Below are 22,920 nucleotides of genomic sequence, written 5' to 3'. Positions count from 1 at the left end.
AAACCAGCGCCTGAAGGGCTGGAACGGAGGACAGGACAATGACGGACATGACGCTCTCTGCGACGAACGGCCAGGCCGCGCAGACGAAAGCGGCTGCCGTCAAAAATACGCCTCGAACCGGCATTGGCCGATCTGACATTGGCCGAACCGGTTTTGCCCCTCGGGGCCTCTACGATCCGCGCAACGAACATGATGCCTGCGGCGTCGGTTTCATCGTCAACATGAAGGGCGTGAAGTCGCATCAGATCGTCAAGGACGGCCTTGCCGTGCTCGAAAACCTGACGCATCGCGGCGCCGTCGGCGCCGACCCGCTCGTCGGCGACGGCGCCGGCGTGCTGGTGCAGCTTCCCGACCAGTTCTTCCGTGAGGAGATGGCGGCCCAGGGCATCGAATTGCCGCCGGCGGGCCAATACGGCGTCGGACACTGGTTCATGCCGCAGGACGCCGCACTGCGCGCCCATATCGAGGACATCATCGCCGAATCGGCGCAGTCCGAAGGGCTGCCGCTCATCGGCTTCCGCGACGTGCCCGTCGACAATTCGTCGCTGTCGAAGGCGCCTGACATCGTCGCGTCCGAGCCGTTCCATCGCCAGGTCTTCATCGGCCGCACATCCGATATTCCAGATGACGAGGAATACGAGGCCCGGCTTTATCTGCTGCGCAAGGTCATTTCGGGCCGCATCTATGCCGAGAACGACAACAAGGACATCGGCGCCTATTGCGTGTCGCTGTCGGCGCGCACCATCGTCTACAAGGGCATGTTCCTGGCCTATCAGGTCGGCGCCTATTACAAGGATCTCAAGGACCCGCGCTTCGAGACCGCGCTGATCCTCGTCCACCAGCGTTTCTCGACCAACACCTTCCCGTCGTGGAAGCTGGCGCATCCCTATCGCATGGTCGCCCACAATGGCGAGATCAACACGGTGCGCGGCAACAACAACTGGATGGCGGCGCGCCAGGCCTCGGTCGATTCCGAGCTGTTCGGCAATAACATCTCGAAGCTCTGGCCAATCTCCTATGACGGCCAGTCGGACACGGCGTGCTTTGACAATGCGCTCGAATTCCTGTTCCAGGGCGGCTACAGCCTCAGCCACGCCATGATGATGCTGATCCCGGAAGCCTGGGCCGGCAACAAGCTCATGGATGCCGACCGCAAGGCTTTCTACGAATACCATGCCGCCCTTATGGAGCCGTGGGACGGGCCGGCGGCGGTCGCCTTCACCGACGGCCGCCAGATCGGCGCCACGCTTGACCGCAACGGCCTGCGCCCGGCACGCTACATCGTCACCGACGATGACCGCGTCATCATGGCCTCCGAGGCCGGCGTGCTGCCGGTGCCGGAGGAGAAGATCGTCCAGAAGTGGCGGCTGCAGCCCGGCCGCATGCTGTTGATCGACCTTGCCAAGGGCCGCATCGTGCCCGACGAGGAGATCAAGTCGGAGATCGCAACCAGGCACCCTTACAAGACCTGGCTCGCCAACACGCAGCTCATCCTGGAGGATCTGAAGCCGGTCGAACCGCGAGCGCTGCGCAAGGATGTCAGCCTGCTCGATCGCCAGCAGGCGTTCGGCTACACCCAGGAAGACACCAAGCTGCTGATGTCGCCGATGGCGACCACCGGCCAGGAAGCCGTTGGTTCGATGGGCACCGACACGCCGATTTCGGCGATGTCGGACAAGTCGAAGCTGCTCTACACCTATTTCAAGCAGAACTTCGCCCAGGTCACCAACCCGCCGATCGACCCTATCCGCGAGGAGCTGGTGATGAGCCTGGTGTCCTTCATCGGGCCGCGGCCGAACATCTTCGACCTGGTCGGCAATTCGCGCCGCAAGCGGCTCGAAGTGCGCCAGCCGATCCTGACCAATGGCGATCTGGAGAAGATCCGTTCCATCGGCCACACCGAGGACCGTTTCGACACCAAGACCATCGACATCACCTATGGCTCGAACGAGGGCGCTGCCGGCATGCAGGGCGCCATCGACCGCCTGTGCGAACGCGCCGAGGCGGCAGTCGCCGGCGGTTACAACATCATCATCCTGTCTGACCGCCAGCTCGGCCCGGACCGCATCGCCATCCCGGCGCTGCTGGCGACGGCTGCGGTGCATCATCATTTGATCCGCAAGGGGCTACGCACCTCCGTCGGCCTGGTCGTCGAATCCGGCGAGCCGCGCGAAGTGCATCATTTCTGCTGCCTTGCCGGCTACGGCGCCGAAGCGATCAACCCCTATCTCGCCTTCGACACGCTCACCGACATGCACAAGCGCGGCGAGCTGCCGGAAGAGGTCGACGCCTACGAGGTCGTGTCGCGCTACATCAAGTCGATCGGCAAGGGCATCCTCAAGGTCATGTCCAAGATGGGCATCTCGACCTATCAGTCCTATTGCGGCGCGCAGATCTTCGACGCCATCGGGCTGAAGACCGATTTCGTCGAGAAGTATTTCACCGGCACGGCGACGCTGATCGAAGGCGTCGGGCTGGACGAGGTCGCGGGCGAAACCGTCAGCCGTCACACGGACGGTTTCGGCAACGATCCGGTGCTGCGCAACAGCCTCGAAGTCGGCGGCGAATATCTCTTCCGCATGCGCGGTGAGGCGCATATGTGGTCGCCCGACGCGGTCGCCACCTTGCAGCACGCCGTGCGCCAGGGCTCGTGGGAAACCTTCAAGGAATATTCCGCGCAGATCGACAGCGAGACCGCCCGCGCGCAGACCATACGTGGCCTGTTCAAGATCAGATTGGCGGAGGAGACCGGCCGCAAGAAGGTCGCGCTCGACGACGTCATGCCGGCGGCCGAGATCGTCAAGCGCTTCTCGACCGGGGCGATGTCGTTCGGCTCGATCTCCAGGGAAGCGCACACCACGCTGGCGCGCGCCATGAACCAGATCGGCGGCAAGTCGAACACCGGCGAGGGCGGTGAAGAGGCCGACCGCTATTTGCCGCTGCCCGGCGGCGGCAAGAACCCGGAACGCTCGGCGATCAAGCAGGTCGCCTCGGGGCGGTTCGGCGTGACGGCCGAATATCTGGTCAATTCCGATGTCATGCAGATCAAGGTGGCGCAGGGCGCCAAGCCTGGCGAGGGCGGCCAGCTGCCCGGCCACAAGGTCGACGCGACCATCGCCAAGGTCCGGCATTCGACGCCGGGCGTCGGTCTCATCTCGCCGCCGCCGCATCACGACATCTATTCGATCGAGGACCTGGCGCAGCTGATCTACGATCTGAAGAACGTCAATCCGGCGGCCGACGTGTCGGTCAAGCTGGTGTCGGAAGTCGGTGTCGGCACGGTCGCGGCCGGCGTCGCCAAGGCGCGCGCCGACCACATCACCATCTCGGGCTATGATGGCGGCACCGGCGCCTCGCCGCTGACCTCGCTCAAGCACGCCGGCAGCCCGTGGGAAATGGGCCTGGCCGAGACCCACCAGACGCTGGTGCTCAACGGCCTGCGTTCGCGTGTTGCGCTGCAGGTCGACGGCGGCTTGCGCACCGGGCGCGACGTCATCATCGGCGCGCTGCTCGGCGCCGACGAGTTCGGCTTCTCGACCGCGCCGCTCATCGCGGCCGGCTGCATCATGATGCGCAAGTGCCACTTGAACACCTGTCCGGTTGGCGTCGCCACCCAGGACCCGGTGCTGCGCAAGCGCTTCAAGGGCACGCCCGAGCATGTCATCAACTTCTTCTTCTACGTGGCGGAAGAGGTGAGGGCGCTGCTGGCCGAGATGGGCTATACCCATATCGACCAGATCATCGGCGACGCCGACCTGCTGGAAAAGCGCGACGTGATCCAGCACTGGAAGGCGCAGGGCCTCGACTTCTCGAAGATGTTCTACAAGCCCGATGCGCCGCACGAAGCGGTGCACTGGACCGAGCGGCAGAAGCACCCGATCGACGACGTCCTCGACCGCAAGCTGATCGAGCTGGCCAAGCCCGCACTGGAGGCCAAGCAGCAGGTCAAGATCGAGGTGGACATCCGCAATGTCGACCGTTCGACCGGCGCGATGCTGTCGGGTGAAGTCGCCAAGCGCTTCAAGCACAAAGGCCTGCGCGAAGACACGATCCAGGTGAAGCTGACCGGCACAGCCGGCCAGTCCTTCGGCGCCTTCCTGGCGCGCGGCGTCTCGTTCGAGCTTGTCGGCGCCGGCAACGACTATGTCGGCAAGGGCCTGTCGGGCGGGCGCATCGTCATCCGGCCGCCGGAAGAGGCCAGGATCGTGGCGGCCGACTCCATCATCGTCGGCAACACGGTGCTCTACGGCGCGACCGAGGGCGAAGCCTATTTCGCCGGTGTCGCGGGCGAGCGCTTCGCGGTGCGCAATTCGGGCGTCGCCGCCGTCGTCGAAGGCGTCGGCGACCATGGCTGCGAATACATGACCGGCGGTGTCGTCGTCGTGATCGGCAAGACCGGCCGCAACTTCGCCGCCGGCATGTCGGGTGGCGTCGCCTATGTGCTGGACGAAGCCGGCGATTTCGCCGAGCGTTGCAACATGGCCATGGTCGAACTGGAGCCGGTTCCGGAAGAAGACGATTTGATGGAAAGGCTGCTGCATCATGGCGGCGATCTCGACCACAAGGGCCGCGTCGACGTGTCCGGCGACATGACCAGCCATGACGAGGAACGGCTCTACCAGCTGATCTCGAACCATGTGCATTATACGGGTTCGGTGCGCGGCCGCGAGATCCTCGACGACTGGACGACGTTCCGGCCGAAATTCCGCAAGATCATGCCGGTCGAATACCGCCGCGCGCTGATCGAGATGGAACGCATGCGCATGGGCGTCGCGGCCGAATAGATTTTAAGAGAATTGCCGGGGAGCCCAGGCTTCCCGGCCCCTTTCATCGACAGTTTGACCTCGGGCGCAAGGTTGCCATGGCTGCCTCAAGAGGTTAACGGGTGCGGCGAAACCGCACCATCTGGACAGCAGGAACTGGACTATGGGCAAGGTAACAGGCTTTCTCGAGATCGACCGGCAGGTGCACAAGTACCAGCCGGCCTCCGACCGTATCCGGCATTTCCGCGAGTTCACGCTGCCGATGTCGGACAAGGAGGTCGAGAAACAGGCCGCGCGCTGCATGGATTGCGGCATTCCGTTCTGTCACGGGCCGACGGGCTGTCCGATCCACAACCAGATCCCGGACTGGAACGACCTCGTCTACAACAGGGACTGGGACAACGCGATCCGCAACCTGCATTCGACCAACAATTTCCCGGAGTTCACCGGCCGCATCTGTCCCGCCCCTTGCGAGGAAGCCTGCACGCTGAACCTCGAGGACATTCCGGTCGCCATCAAGACGGTGGAACAGGCGATCGCCGACAAGGCCTACGAGACCGGACACATCAGGCCCTATCCGCCGGAGAAGAAGACCGGCAAGCGGGTCGCCATCATCGGCTCCGGCCCGGCCGGCATGGCGGCCGCCCAGCAATTGGGCCGCGCCGGCCATGATGTCCATGTCTATGAGCGCGAGAGCCGCCCGGGCGGGCTGATGCGCTACGGCATTCCCGACTTCAAGATCGAGAAGCACTATATCGACCGGCGCATCGAACAGATGCAGGGCGAGGGCGTGACCTTCCATTGCGGCGTGAATGTCGGCGTCGACAAGCCCGTCGCCGAACTGCTGGCCGAACATGACGCGGTGCTCTATTGCGGCGGCTCGGAAACGCCGCGCGCGGCCAACATTCCGGGTGACGATCTCGGCGGCGTGCATGACGCCATGCCCTATCTGGTGCAGCAGAACCGCCGCGTCGGCGGCGAGCCGATCCAGTCGGTGGCATGGCCCTCGCATCCGATCATCGCCGGCGGTCAGCATGTCGTCGTCGTTGGTGGCGGCGATACCGCCTCCGACTGCGTCGGCACCGCCTTCCGCCAGGGCGCGGTGCGCGTCACCCAGCTCGACATCCGCCCGCAGCCGCCCGAGAAGGAAGACAAGCTCGCGGTGTGGCCCTACTGGGCGACCAAGATGCGCACCTCGTCCTCGCAGGCCGAGGGCGCGGAGCGCGAATTCCAGGTGGCGACGCTCGAATTCATCGGCGAGGACGGCCAACTGACCGGCGTCAAATGCTGCGAGGTCGATGAGAAGCGCAAGCCGATCGCCGGCACCGAATTCGTCATCCGCGCCGATCTCGCCTTCATCGCCATCGGCTTTGCTGGACCGGCGATGGTGGGCGTGGCGAAGGAACTCGAGGGTGAGATGAAGATCACCACCGACAGCCGCCGCTCCCGGAATGTCGAGGCCAATGACCGCGACTACAAGACCAGTGTCGACCGGCTCTATGCGGCGGGCGACGTGCGCCGTGGCCAGTCGCTCGTCGTCTGGGCGATCCGCGAAGGCCGCCAGGCGGCGCGCTCGATCGATGAAGCGCTGATGGGGACGAGTGTGTTGCCGCGCTGAGACCGTTTGGAAACTCTAGTCCCGCGGCCAACACAGGAGCGAGTTTCGAAACAGTCTCAAGAGTTCTGCGTGATTAAGGGGTGATCGCCGTCGTCGTGTCGGTCGCCGCGGCTGTCGCCGGCGGCTCCGCCTTCGGCGGCCAGGAGAAATCGTCGGCGCGTCCGGGCGAGGCCTCCGGCGCCTTGCCTTCGATCACCAGCTTTTCACCGGGAAGCGCCGGATTGGCTTTTGCCGGGGGCGCGGCGCCGAGCAGTTCGGTGCCACCGTCGAGCGCCGGGTCGCTGAGCAGCATGGGTGCGGTACGGTCGATCACGATAGGTGCCGCGGCCGGCGCCGGTGCCTCGACGGGCGCGCCCGCGGGTGCCGTCGCCGGGGCCACGCTGCCCGGCCCGGCCAGGCCCAGGATCTTCATCAGCGGCTTTTCGGTGTAGAAGGCGAGCTTGCGCTTGCCGGCCTTGGAGACGTTGATGCCGTCATCGGCGCGCAGCCGCACCGGCTGGCCGTTCATGTCGGGGCCGTTGGTGACGAAGGCGCCGTTCTCGTCGACGAACCCATCCCAGACGTCGACGAATTCGCCGCCATGGCTTTCGGCGGCCTTGTGGTAGATGTCGTTGAAGGCCAGCATGTCCGAGGTCATCTTCGGCACCCGGAACGCTGGCATGCCGACCCACAGGAAAGGCACCTTGGCGGTGGCGATGGCCTTGCCGAGTTCGTCGGTGCGGCGCTCATATTCCTTGGTCCAGTTCTCGGACCGGGGCTGCTCGCGCACATCCCCCACTTTCATCTGCTGGCGGTCGTTGGAGCCCAGCATGACAACGACGGCAGCCGGTTTCTCGGTCTCAATCAGCGATTTGATCTGTTCGGGCCAGTTGTAGAAATCATCGCGCACGAAGCCCGACGAGCCATTGCTGCGCGCGACGATCCTGACAGCCGGGTTGTCGGCAAAGGCTATGTCCAGGCCTTCGGCGAGGCCCGACGCCATGAAGTCGCCGACGACCAGGACGATGCGAGCGTCTGGCGCCTTTTCCGCTATCGGTGTTTGTGGCTCGACCGGCGCGCGCGGTATCCTTGGTTTACGCGGCTTTGGTTTTGCCTTCTGGATGTCGAGCGGCGGTTCGACCCGCTCGCTGCGGCGCGGAAACAGAAGGTCGCGCAACGACCATCCACGATTTTGCTGCGGCTGCTCCTGCGCCATGGCCGGCACATGGAAGGCACCGGCGGCGCCGATCGCCAACAGGACGATCGCCAGAAAAAGGATCGGCGTGCGACGAGCAAGGATCGCGATACGCGCGGCCGAAACCAATCACTCCTCCATCCCCTTGCGCCTGGTTGCGCAAACCGGAGCCGGTTTTGCGGCGGGGCGCAAGTTCAAAGTGCCATGGCGCTTGATATGCGCGCCCAAAATGCGCGCGGCGCCATCGCCGGCTCTATTTTTGTCTGAGCCATTTGAGCACTTCCATGCTCGGATAGCCGTCCTGGGTCAAGCCGACCTTTGCCTGATAGGTCATGATGGCTGTTTTCGTGCCGTCACCGATCTTGCCGTCGAACTTGCCGTCGTAAAGCCCGTGCTGCGAAAGCCGCTTCTGCAGCTCCTGCCGTTCCTCGAAGGTGAGCTTGGTGAAGGGGCGCTTCCAGTCCTGGACAAGGCCGCTGCCACCGGCGATCTCGTCGGCGAGAAGGCCAACGGCCAGAGCATATTTGTCGGCATTGTTGTAGGCCTTGATGACCGAGAAATTCCGGACCATCAGGAAGGCCGGCCCACCACGGCCGTCCGGCACTTTCAGCGTCGCCTTGTCGGTAAGGTTCTTGAACGGCTTGCCGCTCGCCCTGACGACGCCAAGCGCCTGCCATTGCGCCAGTGTCTTCGATCCGCCCGGCAGCTTGCCGGCCGGTATGGTGACTTCGTAACCCCAGGTCTTGCCGGCTTGCCAGCCATTCTTTTTCAACAGATTGGCTGATGTCGCCAGCGCATCGGGGATGGAATTCCAGATGTCGCGCTTGCCGTTGCCGTCCATGTCGACGGCATAGTGCTGGTAGCTGGTGGGGATGAACTGGGTCTGGCCCATGGCGCCGGCCCAGGAGCCCATCAGATGGCTTTCGTCAATGTCGCCGGTCTGCAGGATCTTCAAGGCCGCGACCAGCTGGGTGCGGGCATATTTCGACCGCTTCGGGTCGCCGTAACCCAGAGTCGCCAGCGACCGGATGACGTTGCGCATGATGTCGTCGCGCTTGAGGATCTCGCCATAGTTCGATTCCATCGACCAGATGGCCAGCAGAATGTAGCGGTCGACGCCGAATCGCGCCTCGATCCTGTCCAGCCACGGCTTCCACTTCTTCGCCATCTGCTGCCCGACGGCGACGGACTGGTCGTGGACGCGGTTGTCGAAATAATCCCAGGCCGGTGCTGTGAATTCGGGCTGGGTGCGCGCCTTTTCCAGCACGACCGGATCGGGCTCCTTGATGTCCCTGAAAGCCTGGTCGTAGACAGCGCCGGAAACGCCGCCGGCGACAGCGGTGGCGCGGAAGCCTGCGACCCATTGGCGGAAACCGGCGTCGGCGAAAGCGGGTCCGGCAGGCATCAGCAGAGCGAGCGAGAGGCTGGCGGCCGTCATGACGCTGGTGAAACGTTTTGCGGCATTGCGAACGGACATGTTTTCCTCCTTCTCTGTCTCAGGAAAGACCATTCATCGCCGAACCGGGTTAGGAATTAGTTTACCATAGGGGCCGCCTGGAACGAAAAGACACCTCGATGCTTTAACCGGTGGAAGTTTTCCTCACCCGCCCCACTAATCTTCAATTCCGGCGTGAAAATGTCGCGAGACGGGGATTGCGGAGCCGGCCAGCAAACGGATAATTGAAAGCATGAAGAGAGTTCGCAAGGCAGTTTTCCCGGTCGCCGGTCTCGGCACGCGGTTCCTCCCGGCCACCAAGGCTGTTCCCAAGGAAATGCTGACCGTCGTCGACCGGCCGGTCATCCAATATGTGGTGGACGAGGCGCGCGAGGCGGGCATCGAGCATTTCATCTTCGTGACCGGCCGCAACAAGGCGGTCATCGAGGACCATTTCGATATCCAGTTCGAGCTCTATGACACGCTTGCCCAGCGCGGCAAGGACGAGCAGCTGGCCCGCCTGCAGCGGCTGCAGCCGGCGCCGGGGCAGACCAGTTTCACCCGCCAGCAGGTGCCGATGGGCCTTGGCCACGCCGTCTGGTGCGCCCGCGAACTGGTCGGCGACGAGCCGTTCGCGCTGCTCTTGCCCGACATGATCATGCAGTCGGAAAAGAGCTGCATGAAGTCGATGGTCGAGCTCTACGAGGAAACCGGCAACAACATCATTGCCGTACAGGAATGCGACCCGGCAGAGGCCCACAAATATGGCATCGTCGGCCGTGGCGAGGATACGCATCACGGCTTCCGCATCACCGAGATGGTGGAGAAGCCGAAAACCGGCACAGCACCCTCCAACCTCTACATCAACGGCCGCTATATCCTGCAGCCCGAGATCTTCAAGATCCTCGAAGGCCAGGAAAAGGGCGCCGGCAACGAAATCCAGCTCACCGACGCGATGCTGAAGCTGGAGAAGCAGCAGGCCTTCTACGGCTACCACTATCAGGGCCGCACCTTCGACTGCGGTTCCCCGGAAGGTTTCGTCGAGGCCAATGTCGCCTTCGCGCTGTGGCGCAGCGACATGAAGGAGAACATGGCCGGCGTCATCCGCACGCTTCTTGACGAGATGACGCCATCGGAGCGGCGAGTCGCGGTATCTTAGCTGGATAGGCAATGCCAGCGCGAGCGGCTGACCGCCCCTCCTACGCACGCGTGCTTCAGCGCTGCACTTTCAGGCCGAGGTAGATGCTGTTGGCGGTGTAGTCGCGGCCGGGTAGGTTGCTGGTCAGCTTTTCGGTTCTAACCCGGGTGGTCAGGCCGGCATAGCGGTTCAGCCACCAGGTCAGCCCGGTCTCGGCGCTCAAGATACGGTCATGGCCGTCGATGCCGACATAGTCGCGCCAGTCGAAGCCAAGGGCCGCATTCGCGGTAAGGTTGGCGCGGATCTGCCGTTCGGTGGTCAGGCGGCCGGAATAGAGGATATCGCCGCTTTCGCCCGCCGTGGTGGTGGTCTCGACAGTGGTCTTGCCGGTCAGGCCGATCGTGGTGCCGCGCTCCGGCGACCATTTGAGGTCGGCGTTGACGGTGGCGCCCGAAATCGCCTCCAGGCTCTTGTCGTCGATCGCTTCCCGCAGCCAGCCGGCGGAGAATTCGCCCGACAGTTTCTCGCCCATGTCGAGTTGCAGGCCGGCGCGGGCGCCGAGGCGGGTGGAGGAACGCTCGAAGCCTTCATCGTCGATGCGTTGGTTATAGGCCCGGCGGCCGACTTCGATTTCGGTGAACGGGGTGAGGGCAGGGGAGATTTCGTAGCCGGTGCGCAGGGTCGCCGTGTAGAGCGTGTTGTCCTGATCCTTCTGCGACAGCGTGGTGCCGTCCGAAAGCTCGGCGTCGCCATAGAAGTCGTGCGAGACCGCACCGGTCAGCGTGTACTGCATCTTGCCGACGGCCTTTTCGACGCCAAGACTGCCGTCGATCGTCTGCCGCAGCGGCTGGGTGCTGACGCCGGCAATGGCGTTGGGCGAGGACGCCGTTTCAGGCACGGCCTCATAGCCGAGCTTGGCGATGGCGCGCAGCTCGTTGTCGAGGTCGACATTGAGCTGGCCTTCGATGCGGCCTTGCGCATCGTGAACCCGGTAGCCCGACACGGTCTCGCGGAACAGGCCATAGCCGTCGATGGTGGCGGAGTTTTCGCGCCAGTCGGAAACGGCGGTAAAGCGCAACGCCGTCTCGGACAGCAGTGCCGAAGTGCCGGCACTGCTCGAATCGCCGTTCGTGGTGGCGGTCAACCCCTGTTCGATTGATGGCCGGATTACGAAGGACCCCCATTTGACGCCGGTGGGCGCGAACGGATCGTCCTCGGCTTTCTTGTTCTGGCCTTCGATGGCGGCGGTGCGTTCCGCGCCAGGGTCGAGTTTCTGCCTGTCGGCGCTGTCGATGGTCAGGGCGCGGCGGTTCGCCGCTTCCTGGTCCGTCGCGGTCGTGCCGGCGGCGTCCGTCGTGGAGGCGGTCGTTGAAGAGGTAGTATCAGTGGTTGCAGCCGCCGTTTTTTTCTTCTTTTTCGACTTGGCGTCCGCCTTGGTCTTGTCCTGACCCGCCGTGTTCTGGCCGGCGCTCGACGGACGGCGGCGAGGCTTGGGCGGCGTCGGATTGTCGGTGGACGTGTCGTCGGTCGCCTGCGGCGGATCGAAAATGCTGCCGGTGGCCGCATCCGTGCCCGTGTCGTCGGGGACAGCGCCGGCACTGGCCGGCAAATAGGTGCGCGGCGGCGCATCGTCCTGCGCGGTGTTGGCCGACTGTTGCTGGCCTTGGGTGGCAAGGGCGAGCTGCCTTGCCTTGCGCTGCTGGTCCGACCGAATCGCCGATTCGGAAACCTCGCCGCGCAGCTCCGTTTCCTGGGCGTGGAGAGGTGCCGGGCGCAGCAAAGCGAGCACACTCGTCGCCAGCAGCAAGGCGCAGACCGCCTTGCCCTGTCGTCCTCTTGATTTTTCTGGCTGGGCCCCGGACATCGCCACCACTGCTTGCGCGGCGCTGTGCGCGCCATACTTACCGAACCGTAAATGGGGATGGTTAACGGAGGGTTGAGGCGGCGATCGTTCGCCCGGTTAAAGTGCCCCCGTTTACTGGCGCATATGACCTGTCCGAGGCCTCCGCCGTCTGGGCGTCGGCGCCATTTCTGTTGGACAGGCGGGCGGCAACGCGCTAATCGCATCATCCATGCATGCGAGATCCCTCGATAAGAAGCCCCTGGACAGGCAAGCGTCGATTGATTCGGCACTGAGAACGGTGGCTACCGAGCAGGCCGGAATCGCCGCCCTTGCCGAGGCGCTCGAGAACGGACTGGCCGCGCCTTTCGCGCAGGCCGTCGACATGATCTCGAAGATCGAAGGCCGGCTGATCGTCACCGGCGTCGGCAAAAGCGGCCATATCGGCTCGAAGATCGCGGCGACGCTGGCTTCGACCGGCACGCCGGCCTTCTTCGTCCATCCCGTCGAAGCCAACCATGGCGATCTCGGCATGATCGCCAAGGATGATGCCATCATCGCCATCTCTTGGTCGGGCGAGAGCAAGGAGATGCTCGGCATCGTCGCCTATTCCAGGCGCTTCTCCATCCCGCTCATCGCCGTCACATCAGGTGAGACATCGGCGCTGGCGCGCGCGGCCGACGTGGTGCTGCTTTTGCCGCGCACCCCGGAGGCCTGTCCGCATGGCCTGGCGCCGACGACGTCGACGCTGCTGCAACTGGTCATCGGCGACGCACTGGCGATCGCGCTGCTCGAGGCACGCGGCTTCACGCCGGACCATTTCCGCACCTTCCATCCCGGCGGCCAGCTCGGCGCCAATTTGACCATGGTCTCCGAGATCATGCGGGTCGGCGACCAGATGCCGCTGGCCGTGCTCGGCACCAAGATGCCGGAAGCGGTGATGACGCTGTCGCAGAAGAAGGTCGGCTGCGTGCTGATCGTCGACGCCAATGGCGAACTGGCCGGGATCATCACCGACGGCGATGTCGCGCGCAACCTGCATCGCAATTTGGCCGACGTCATCGTCGACGAGGTGATGACCCGCACGCCCAAGACGGTCGACCCGCAGACGCTTGCCGGCACGGCGATCGCGCTGCTCAACGAGCACAATATCGGCGCGCTGGTGGTGACCAGGAACAACATGCCGCTCGGCGTGGTGCATTTCCACGACCTGTTGCGCATCGGCGCTGCCTAAGATGTGTTGATATCAGGTGAGGCCGGTCTGCAAATGGCTGACGCCTGCGCTTCCGGCCTTCGCCGGCCGAAGCACTCTTGAGGGATCGTGGCAGCTGAGGCTACAGCCGGCGTAGGCCGGTGCTCACCTACTTCAGTACGCTCCGCTCCGGTTCTCGTAACCCGCCTTGTTTGTTCGCTTCGCGCCCGTCTTCGACTCCGACTCGGCCTGACCTGAATCTCGACACATCTTGCGCGGCGCCCGGCTGAAAATTCAGACGCGCTCCACCGTCAGTTCCAGGTCCGTATCCGCGGCACTTGTCACACGCACCTGCGTGCCGGCGGGCAGGTCGGGGCCGGAGACGCGCCACAGCGTGTCGCCGAGCTTGATGCGGCCGCGGCCGTCCTTGATCGGCTCGGCAAGCGTCGCCATGCGGCCGACCATCTGGGCGCCGCGCCGGTTGAGCAGCGGCTGGTCGGTCGGCTGGTCGCGTCCGCCCATGAGTTTCTTGCCGACGTAGGCTGAAACCAGCGACAGCGCCAGGAAGGCAAGGACCTGGACCTGCCAGGTCCAGATCGCCGCATCCCAGATCAGCAGCGACACCGCGCCGATGATGAGCGCGGCGATGCCGATCCACAGCATGAAGATGCCAGGCGCGATGATTTCCATGACCAGCAGCACGAAGCCCAGAACCATCCAGTTCCAGGGTCCGAGTTCGGAAATGATGCGATCGAACATGGGAGTGACCTCCTTAGTTTTCGCTCGGCCGCACGACCGGCGGGCGGGCGGCCTGGCGCTGCGCACCGGTCGTGCCCTCGCTGCGGAAGACTTCCTTGGCGATCTCGCCGATACCACCGAGCGAGCCGATCAGCGACGACGCCTCGAAAGGCATCAGCACGATCTTGCTGTTGGTGGCCGTGCCGATCTTGCCCAGCGCTTCGGTGTATTTCTGCGCGACGAAGTAGTTCAGGGCCTGCACGTCGCCCTTGGAGATCGCTTCCGACACCACCTGCGTGGCGCGGGCTTCGGCCTCGGCCGAGCGTTCACGCGCCTCGGCGTCGCGGAAGGCGGCTTCCTTGCGGCCTTCGGCTTCGAGGATCTGCGACTGCTTGAGGCCTTCGGCGGCCAGGATCTGCGCGCGCTTGTTACGCTCGGCGGTCATCTGACGGCCCATCGATTCGATCAGGTTGGCCGGCGGGTTGATGTCCTTGATCTCGACGCGAGTGATCTTGATGCCCCACGGATGCGCCGCTTCGTCAACGACGCGCAGCAGGCGCTCGTTGATGGCGTCGCGGTTGGACAAGAGCTCGTCTAGGTCCATCGAACCCATGACGGTACGGATATTGGTCATCGTCAGGTTGAGGATGGCGTTCTGCAGGCCGGAGACCTGGTAGGCGGCCTGCGCCGCGTTGAGGATCTGGAAGAAGGCGATGCCGTCGACACCGACAATGGCGTTGTCGCGGGTGATGATCTCCTGGCTTGGAACGTCGAGCACCTGCTCCATCATGTTCATCTTGGCGCCGATGCGGTCGACGAACGGGAAAATGAAATTGAGGCCCGGGCTCAGTGTCTTGGTGTAACGGCCAAAGCGCTCCACCGTATAATTGTAGCCTTGCGGAATGGTCCTGATGCCCTTGATGAGAAGCACCAGTACCAGAAGGGCAAGTGCACCAATCGCAATATCGAAACCACTGAAATCCATTTGGCTCTCCCTCAGAAGCGGGCCGCGAGAGCCACTCCCCCGCGGCCGACTTCACCAAAGACTTAAGTGTGTTTCAGGAGCGTTACAATCAGGTGATGAAGGATTGTTTGTCGATTTGCAATCAACGGTTGAAGGCGAAGAGCTCTGCATCTGTGTCGGCACTCCCTTTGATCGAGGCCGAAATAATTTCGGAGGCGATACGTGAGAAGGTGATGCCATTGCCGCCGTACCCCATGACGGCGTGGATGCGGGGGTGCCCCGGGACGGCGCCGATATAGGGCAGGCCGGCGCTGGTTGTGCCGAAGGAACCGGTCCAGGCAAATTCGGGCCTCACGTCGAGATAGGGGAACAGCCGGCCCAGCTTGTCGGCAATGCGGGCACTCTTGTCCGCGATCAGTTCGTCGCGTCGCGTCTCGTCGGCAAAATCCTCGTCCTCGCCGCCGCAGATGACCCTGCCGTCCGCCGTCGCCCTGAGGTAAAGGTAGGGGTCCGACGCCTCCCAGATGAAAGCCGGACCCGGCCAGAGTTTCCGCGGTTGCGGGCACGTCGCGATCGCCCAGGTCGAGATGATCCGGTGGGCGGCCGCCGGCACGATGTCGACCAGTTCATAGCCGGTGGCCAGAACCACATGCCGTGCGGTGATGGTCGGGCCATCCTTCGTGGCCACGACCGCCTCGCCGGCGCTATCCTCGATCGCCGTCGCTTCGGCGGGAGCGTAAAGACGTGCCTTGCGCTCCAGCGCCTTGAGCAGCAGCCCGGCCGTCAGCTTGCGCGGGTCGAGCGCGATGTTGCCGTGGCTGAGGATGGCGCCGCCGCGGTCGATGCCGAATGTCTGCGCCAGCGGCTGCGGCGTCAGATAGGTTGCGGCAACGCCCGCCTGTCGCCGCGCTTCGGCTTCATCGCGCATTTCCGCCGGGCCGAGCAGCGTGCCGGCCAGATAAAGCGACGGGGTGCGACGCAGGCGACAGTCGATTGCGAGATCCTCGATGCGGCCGGCCAGGTTGGAAATGGCGAGGCGCGAGCGGCGCCAGGCCTGCTGCGCCTTGGCCTTGCCGATCATCTTCGAGAGGGTTGAAAGCGGCTGGTCGATTTCGAACTGGACCAGCGCGGTGGTCGCCGCGGTCGAGCCCTTCAGCGGCCCGCGCCGGTCGATGCAGATCACGGAATGGCCATCCGCCGTCAATGCCTCGGCCATCATGGCGCCGCTGATCCCCATGCCGATGATCAGCACATCAGTCGTGACGTCCCGGGTCAGCGCCGAAGTCGGCACGGCTGGCGCCCGATAGGCGGACCAGACGGGCCGGCCAGTTCTGAGGTCGAGTTTGCGGGGCATCGAATTCTCCGGAAGTGCGCCTCAACGCCCCGGAGTGGCCGTTGTTCCGGTGTCAGAGCGGCGAGCCGCACTAACTCTTTGGTTGACGACTCTTTGGTTGACGAAATTCCCAAGGGAAAGCGCTGTGCGCTTTTCCCGGGAAAACCGTTTCACACTTTTCCTGGAATTTCTCCTAGACCCAGCCGGACAGTTCGCGCCGCACCATCGCCTCGATCACCGTCATGCCTTCGGCGCTGTCGTTGAGACAAGGGATGTGAGCGAAATTCTTGCCCCCGGCGTGATGAAAGGTCTCGGCGGCCTCGCGGCCGATTTCGTCTAGCGTCTCGATGCAGTCGACTGAAAAACCGGGATTGACGATGGCGATCGATTTCACTCCGTCCTTGCCCAGCTTCTCCACGGTCTTGTCGGTGTAGGGCTGCAGCCATTCCTGTGCGCCGAAGCGAGACTGGAAGGTGGTGATCAGCTTCTTCTCATCCCAACCAAGTTTTTCGCGCAGCAGCCGCGTCGTTTCCAGGCAATGCGCCTGATAGGGATCGCCCTTGTCGGAATAGGGTTTCGGGATGCCGTGGTAGGAGGTGATGACCACTTCCGGCTCGAAATCGAGCGTTGCCAGATGCCGTTCGATCGAACTGGCGAGCGCTTCGATGTAAACGGGCTCGGCATAATAGGGCGGCACGCTGCGGATGGCCGGCGCGCGGCGCAGCTTCATCAGCGCGCGAAACAACTGGTCGTTGGCGGTGGCCGTCGTTGTTGCGGAGTATTGCGGATAGAGCGGAAACGAAAGAATGCGGTCGCAGCCTTGCGCGACCAGTCTTTCGGCGACGCTCGCCGTCGAAGGGTTGCCGTAGCGCATGGCCCAATCGACGGTGACATCGGGCAGGTCGCCCAGCGCCTCGGCCAGCTTTTCAGACTGCGCGCGCGTGTAGGTGCGCAGCGGCGACTCGTTCCTCTCCTGGTTCCAGATCCGGGCATAGTTGGCGCCCGACTTCTTCGGCCGCGTAGTAAGCACCAGGCCGTAGAGGATCGGATACCAGATCGCCTTGTTGAGCTCGATGACACGCGGATCGGACAGGAATTCCCTGAGATATCGCCACATCGGCTTGAACTCGGTGCCGTCAGGCGTGCCGAGATTGACCAGCAGGACGCCGACCTTGCCGGCCCCGGCCGGTGCGTGCCCCGCCGTCACGCCAACCGGCTTGGCGGCTTTGGGATCGACAGCGATGGCAGACGTCATAAGGGTTCTCCGGGCACGGCGTGAAACTAGCGAAGGCGCGCCGGTTTTCAATGCCGCGTCTGGCCGCACCTTAGCCCGAAAACGCAAAACCCGCCCGGTTTCCCGAGCGGGCTCGTCGTTGAAGGATGCGAGGCGCGTTACTTCGCCGGGATGGTCAACGTTGCGCCAGGGGTAAGCCGATGTGGCCTTTGACCCTTGTTGGCCTCGTAGATGAGTTTCCACTTGGTGGCGTCGCCATAGGCCTTCTTGGCCAGGTCCCAATAGGTGTCGCCGGCAACGATGACATGGCTGCCCGTGGCGGGTGCGGCTTCAGCGGGCTTTGCCGGTTCGGCCGGCTTGGCAGGTTCCGCTGGCACCGGTGCCGCTGGTGCGGGCGCAGCCTCAGCTGGTTTCGCCGGTTCGGCTGGCGCAGGTGCTGGAGTGGCGGGAGCTGGCGGAGGTGCCGCCTCCGTCGATATGGCTGGCGGCGTGTTGGCGATGTTGCCCGAGTTGGCGGGCAATTCGGGCATTGCCGGTGCCGCTTCAGCGGGCTTTGCTGGTTCAGCCGGTTTCGCTGCCTCGGCCGGTTTGGCAGGTTGCGCCGGCGCGGGGGCTGGGGTTGCCTCGGCTGGCTTTGCCGGTTCCGCTGCCGGGGCCGCCGCGACGGTCGCGGCGATCTCGGTGATGCGGCCGTCGAGCTTGGGCGTGTAGGGCCGGTGGGCGCCGAGATAGTCGGCAACGACCTGTTCGAGACCGGGGCCGTAGTCGTAGGCGTTCTTGGCCCTTTCGGCGAAGACCTTGTAGCCGTCGCCGCCCTGACGGACGTAATTGTTGGTGGCGACCAGATAGTCCTTGTCTGGCTTGATCGGCGTCCAGGCGCCGTTCTCCATGACCTCGACGGATTTGACGCGGCCGGCATTGGGCGCGACCGACTTGTCGAAGGAATATTTGAGGCCCGCCACCTGCGGGAAGCGGCCGGCGCCGTCCTCGATCTGGCTGAGGCCGCTTTCCAGCCCGGCGACCAGGTCCTTGCCGGAAATCTGGAAGGTCGCCAGCGTGTTCTGGAACGGCAGCACGGTCAGCACCTCACCCATGGTGACGGTGCCCTTGTCGATCGAGGCGCGCAGGCCGCCGCCATTGGAGATGACGATCTCGACGCCCTGTCCCTTGACGCGGTCGAGGATGGCGTCGGAGACGAGGTTGCCCATCTCGCATTCCTTGGCGCGGCAATTCTCGCGGCTGCCGTCGATGACATCGGTGGTCTCGGCCACTTCCTTGTTCTTCAGCGCCTCGATCGGCGCGCCGAGTTCCTTGATGCGGGCGAGCACGGCGGGATCGGGCGTGATCGACTTGTCGAGAAAGATCGGATCGCCGCTTGCCGACTTGACGACGCCGTTGTCGTCGAACACCACCTTGAACTCGCCGAGATATTTCGAATAGGAGGCCGCCTGCACCACCGGCACCTTGTAGCCGCCGGGGTTGTCGACCATCGTCGGATAGGGGCCCGCCGCCTTCGGATCGGTGTTCGACAGGAGCGTATGGCTGTGGCCGCCGACGACCACGTCGACGCCCGGGATCTTGGCGATGATGTCGCGTTCCCTGTTGTAGCCGATATGGGTCACCGCGATGATCTTGTTGACCCCTTGCGCCTTGAGCTTCTCGACTTCCGCGGTGATCGACTCGACGTCGTCCGCGATCGCGATGTTGGGGCCGGGGGAGGCGAGTTCGGGCGTGTCGTTGGTGACGGCGCCGACAATGCCGATCTTCTGGCCGCCGACTTCCACGACGATCGACGGTTTGATCTTGCCCGCCGCGCCGGACTTGTCGTTGGGCATGACATTGGCACTGACGATCGGGAATTTCGCCTTGTCGAGGTAAGGCACCAGGGCGCTCTCGCCGTCGTCGAATTCATGGTTGCCGAGCGTCACCGCGTCGGGTTTCATCTGATTGAGGAATTCCTCCTCCACGGTGCCTTTATAGGTGGTGTAGAACAGCGATCCCTGGAAGCTGTCGCCTGCATTGAGCAGCAGCACGTTCTGGCCTTCGAGCTTCTTGCGTTCCTGGGCGATCGCCGTGATCAACCGGCCGGCGCCGCCGATGCATTCGCCCTTGGTCTCCTCGTCGGCCGAACAGGTCGACTCGTATTTGTTGTTGCCTTCGATGCGGCTGTGCCAGTCATTGAAATGCAGAATGTTCAATGTGTAGTCGGCAAAGGATGCGCCGGCCGACAGGCCAAGCGTCGATACGGACAGGGCGGCAATGGCGGCAAGCTTCTTCATCTTCGTCTCCCGGTAGGCTGATCAGAGGCGTTTAGCGCGCTTGCTTGACTGGGATATAACAGCCAGCGTTTTGAGCATGTTCCCATCGCGATCCGGCTGACGCAAGCGGAAATGCCGCCACTATCTGCAAGCACAAAAAAGGACGGCGGCCAATCGGCCGCCGTCCTCGATGAGTCCGGCGTTCGCCGGTTTCAGGTGCGTCGCGTCAGCACGAAGTTCTGGCCGGACGAGCTGGTGCAGTTCAGCTGGCTGGTGGAGATCAGCAGGCAGTTGAAGCTGACCGGCGTCTGGCGGATCAGCGACGTCCCGTTGATCTCGACCGACGTGGCGCCGGTCATCGTGTAGCTGCCGTCGGCGAGCTTCTGGCCGGTGTCGGTGGCGACGGTCGCGAACTTGCCAGCGGTGAAGGTCGACAGGCCGGTGCCCTTGGCATCGATCCAGGAACCCTCGACGCCTTTCGGCGCGGCCGCCATCGGCGGTGCGTCGGGGCCGCTTGTGGTGCAGGCAGCGAGCATCATGGCAAAGGAGCCCGCCATGCCGATCGAAAGAACTTTGCGCGCAATAGTCATCTGAAATCCTCTCCAAACGCATCGGTCCAAAAATCGGTTTCGATTTTGGCAGGCACGATGCGAACGTCCAAAGTGCTGGAACGGGCGGGCGTCCCGCAAGACGCACGCTGCCCCAGGCCGCATCTCTTCAATCGCCCGATTTCCGGGCGATTGCAAGGCAATGGCGCATAGTGCGCGAGGTGCTATCGCACGAGGATGTTGCGGAATTGCCACGGATCGCTGCGGTCGAGGTCCTCCGGGAAGAGTCCCGGGCGTCGGTCGAGCGGCGTCCAGTCGGTGTAATAGCCTTTGACCGGTCCAAGATAGGGCGACTGCACGTCCAGGCAGCGCTTGTAGTCCATCTCGTCGGCCTCGACGATGCCGGCATCCGGATTTTCCAGCGCCCAGACCATGCCCGCCAGAACCGCCGAGGTGACCTGCATGCCGGTGGCGTTCTGATAGGGCGCCAGCTTGCGCGCCTCGGCGAGCGACAGCTGCGAGCCGTACCAGTAGGCATTCTTGTCGTGGCCGTAGAGCAGGACGCCGAGCTCGTCGACACCGTCGACCAGTTCGTTCTCGTCGAGCACGTGGTGCACCGGCTGAGGCTTGCCGGCGGCGCCGAACATCTCGTCCAGCGACAGCATCGCGTCGTTGGAGGGATGGTAGGCATAGTGGCAGGTCGGCCGGTACTGGACCTTGCCCTTCTTGGAGCGAACGGTGAAGAAATCGGCGATCGAGATCGCCTCGTTGTGCGTCACCAGCAGGCCGTATTGCGCGCCCGGCGTCGGGCACCACGAGCGCACGCGCGTGTTGGCGCCGGGCTGCTCCAGATAGATCGCGGCCTTGGAGCCATGCTTGTGCTTCTTGCCGTTCTTCGGCATCCACTTCTCATGCGTTCCCCAGCCGAGCTCGGCCGGCTGCAATCCCTCGGAGATGAAGCCCTCGACCGACCAGGTGTTCCAGAACACATCCATCGGTTTCGGCTTCTTGGTGCGCTGGGTGTCGCGCTCGGCGATATGGATGCCCTTGACGCCGGCCTTCTTCATCAGCTTGGCCCAACCCTCGCGGTCTTCCTGCGCCGGCTCCGAGAACTCCAGGCCAAGATCGGTGGCGAGGTTGACCAGCGCCTGCTTGACGAACCACGAGACCATGCCGGGATTGGCACCACAGGTGGAGACGACGGTGGCGCCGCCGGGCTTGTCGTGCTTTTCCTTGATCATCGCTTCGCGCAGCGCATAGTTGGTGCGGCTGGCATTGTCGGCCTTGGCGTCGAAATAGAAGCCGAGCCACGGCTCGACGACGGTATCGATGTAGAGCACGCCGAGCTTGCGGCAGAGCCGCATCAGATCCACCGAGCCGGTATCGACCGACAGGTTGACGCAAAAGCCCTGGCCGCCGCCATTGGTCAAAAGCGGCGTCAGAAGTTTCTTGTAGTTGTTCTCGGTCACCGCTTCCTGGACGAAGGCGATGCCGCGCTCGTCGAGCAGCTTGCGGTCGGTGTCGCGTGGGTCGAGGACCGTCATGCGCGACTTGTCGAACTTGAAATGGCGTTCGATGAGCGGCAGCGTCCCCCGTCCGATCGAGCCGAAGCCGATCATCACCACAGGGCCGGTGATCTCACCGTAAACGGGCCAGTTTTCATTCGCCATTTTATCGAGCACTCCTCAAAAAACACTCCGGAACAGCCGCTTGGCCGCGGCGCGACAAACCATAGATCATTGTCACAATAAAGGGAAAAGCAGCGAAACGCCCGGGAACGCCGCTGTGGAAGCGCTCGGCGACGCCACCGGGAGGCCATGGCCTGCCCGATGGCGGATGTTGAGCCGGCGTCGTATCAGCGAGCGCCGCCGGACGCGTTGATGCGTTCGCCGGTCAGCCACGCCGCCTCGTCCGAGGCGAGGAAGGCCACGGTCGGAGCGATGTCGTCCGGCTTGCCGAAGCGCTGGCCAAGGGGGACGCCAGCGATCAGCATATTGCCGAAATCGGTGCCAACCATGCCTTCTGTCATTTCGGTATGGGTATAGCCAGGCGCCACGATGTTAACGCGGATGTTGCGGGCTCCGAGTTCCCTCGACAGGCTAAGCGTCAACGTATCGATCGCCGCTTTGCTGGCGGAATAGAGGCTGGTGTTCGGCACCGGGTTCCAGCTCGAGATCGTGCCGATGTTGACGATGCTGCCGCCGGTCTCGGGGAAGTGGCGCATCGCCGCCTTGGTGGTCAGGATCGTGCCCAACACGTTGGTGTCGAACAGCCGCCGATAATCCGCCTCACTGGCTTCCTCGAAAGTGCCAAAGCTGGCGGTCGCGGCGTTGTTGATCAGAATGCTTGGCTTACCGAATGCGATCTCGGCGGCCTCGAACATCTTCTCGACTTCGGCGGCCTCGGCCACGTCACCCTGAACCGCGGTGGCCTTGCCGCCGGCGGCGACGATCTCCTTGACCGTGCGTTCTGCAGCCTCACGGCTGGTGGCGTAGTTGACGACGACGGCGGCGCCTTCCGCCGCCAGCCGTTTGGCGATGCCCGCACCAATGCCTCGCGCGGCACCGGTGACGATGGCGACCTTGTTGTTGAGCTTGCCCATTTTTGGTTCTCCGAATGGCTGGATGGATTTGACATCAGGTCAATTGGCTATTCCTAGATGGGTCAGGTAGAGTGAATAAAACC

15 protein-coding genes are annotated in these 22,920 nt (G+C 63.9%); 4 read left to right on the top strand and 11 right to left on the bottom strand.

Features of this window, described 5'->3' with window-relative positions; genetic code table 11:
- The first annotated feature begins 38 nt into the window (after window positions 1–38).
- On the top strand, window positions 39–4,784 hold the full coding sequence (gene gltB, locus MAFF_RS12930; RefSeq protein WP_010911362.1) for a glutamate synthase large subunit: 4,746 nt from the start codon (window positions 39–41) through the stop codon (window positions 4,782–4,784).
- Window positions 4,785–4,926: 142 nt separating this feature from the next.
- The gene (locus MAFF_RS12925) at window positions 4,927–6,381 is read left to right on the top strand and encodes a glutamate synthase subunit beta (protein WP_010911361.1); all 1,455 of its coding nucleotides are present in this window, start codon (window positions 4,927–4,929) and stop codon (window positions 6,379–6,381) included.
- A 73-nt stretch (window positions 6,382–6,454) separates the two neighbouring features.
- Here MAFF_RS12925 and MAFF_RS12920 read toward each other — a convergent pair whose 3' ends face one another.
- The gene (locus MAFF_RS12920) at window positions 6,455–7,684 is read right to left on the bottom strand and encodes an SGNH/GDSL hydrolase family protein (protein WP_044548308.1); all 1,230 of its coding nucleotides are present in this window, start codon (window positions 7,682–7,684) and stop codon (window positions 6,455–6,457) included.
- A gap of 124 nt (window positions 7,685–7,808) precedes the next feature.
- Complete coding sequence (locus MAFF_RS12915) at window positions 7,809–9,032, bottom strand: lytic murein transglycosylase (RefSeq protein ID WP_032933739.1); 1,224 nt, start codon at window positions 9,030–9,032, stop codon at window positions 7,809–7,811.
- Between the two features lie 211 nt (window positions 9,033–9,243).
- On the opposite strand from MAFF_RS12915, the gene galU reads away from it, so the two are divergent.
- Window positions 9,244–10,149, top strand: coding sequence for a UTP--glucose-1-phosphate uridylyltransferase GalU (gene galU, locus MAFF_RS12910; protein ID WP_010911358.1), 906 nt, complete (start codon window positions 9,244–9,246; stop codon window positions 10,147–10,149).
- Between the two features lie 55 nt (window positions 10,150–10,204).
- Here the strand turns inward: galU and MAFF_RS12905 are convergent, their stop codons facing one another.
- Window positions 10,205–11,992 (bottom strand): outer membrane beta-barrel protein, encoded by a 1,788-nt coding sequence (locus tag MAFF_RS12905; protein WP_044548307.1) that lies wholly within the window; start codon window positions 11,990–11,992, stop codon window positions 10,205–10,207.
- A 208-nt stretch (window positions 11,993–12,200) separates the two neighbouring features.
- Here MAFF_RS12905 and MAFF_RS12900 point away from each other — a divergent pair, with 208 nt between their 5' ends.
- A complete protein-coding gene (locus tag MAFF_RS12900; protein ID WP_010911356.1) occupies window positions 12,201–13,202 on the top strand; it encodes a KpsF/GutQ family sugar-phosphate isomerase in 1,002 nt (333 codons plus the stop codon).
- A 252-nt stretch (window positions 13,203–13,454) separates the two neighbouring features.
- On the opposite strand, the gene MAFF_RS12895 is transcribed toward MAFF_RS12900, so the two are convergent.
- From MAFF_RS12895 to MAFF_RS12860, 8 genes are all read right to left on the bottom strand, one after another.
- On the bottom strand, window positions 13,455–13,919 hold the full coding sequence (locus MAFF_RS12895) for an NfeD family protein (RefSeq protein WP_010911355.1): 465 nt from the start codon (window positions 13,917–13,919) through the stop codon (window positions 13,455–13,457).
- Between the two features lie 13 nt (window positions 13,920–13,932).
- Window positions 13,933–14,883: an SPFH domain-containing protein gene (locus MAFF_RS12890; RefSeq protein WP_010911354.1), complete on the bottom strand. Its 951-nt coding sequence runs from the start codon at window positions 14,881–14,883 to the stop codon at window positions 13,933–13,935.
- 121 nt (window positions 14,884–15,004) lie between these two features.
- Entirely contained in the window at window positions 15,005–16,216 is a 1,212-nt protein-coding gene (locus MAFF_RS12885) for an NAD(P)/FAD-dependent oxidoreductase (RefSeq protein WP_010911353.1), read from the bottom strand.
- Between the two features lie 172 nt (window positions 16,217–16,388).
- Window positions 16,389–17,450 (bottom strand): ferrochelatase, encoded by a 1,062-nt coding sequence (hemH, locus tag MAFF_RS12880; protein ID WP_010911352.1) that lies wholly within the window; start codon window positions 17,448–17,450, stop codon window positions 16,389–16,391.
- 137 nt (window positions 17,451–17,587) lie between these two features.
- Window positions 17,588–19,708 carry a bifunctional metallophosphatase/5'-nucleotidase gene (locus MAFF_RS12875; RefSeq protein WP_010911351.1) on the bottom strand — a complete coding sequence of 707 codons (2,121 nt, stop codon included), beginning with the start codon at window positions 19,706–19,708 and terminating at the stop codon, window positions 17,588–17,590.
- Window positions 19,709–19,899: 191 nt separating this feature from the next.
- A complete protein-coding gene (locus MAFF_RS12870) occupies window positions 19,900–20,277 on the bottom strand; it encodes a hypothetical protein (protein ID WP_032931565.1) in 378 nt (125 codons plus the stop codon).
- A gap of 182 nt (window positions 20,278–20,459) precedes the next feature.
- Window positions 20,460–21,905 carry a homospermidine synthase gene (locus MAFF_RS12865; protein ID WP_044548306.1) on the bottom strand — a complete coding sequence of 482 codons (1,446 nt, stop codon included), beginning with the start codon at window positions 21,903–21,905 and terminating at the stop codon, window positions 20,460–20,462.
- Window positions 21,906–22,090: 185 nt separating this feature from the next.
- Window positions 22,091–22,837 carry an SDR family NAD(P)-dependent oxidoreductase gene (locus tag MAFF_RS12860; RefSeq protein WP_010911348.1) on the bottom strand — a complete coding sequence of 249 codons (747 nt, stop codon included), beginning with the start codon at window positions 22,835–22,837 and terminating at the stop codon, window positions 22,091–22,093.
- Between the last annotated feature and the right edge of the window lie 83 nt (window positions 22,838–22,920).

This window comes from Mesorhizobium japonicum MAFF 303099, assembly GCF_000009625.1.
Classification (GTDB): Bacteria; Pseudomonadota; Alphaproteobacteria; order Rhizobiales; family Rhizobiaceae; genus Mesorhizobium; species Mesorhizobium japonicum.
Note: the sequence above shows the minus strand (reverse complement) of the source record. Positions and strands in the feature narration are given on the sequence as shown.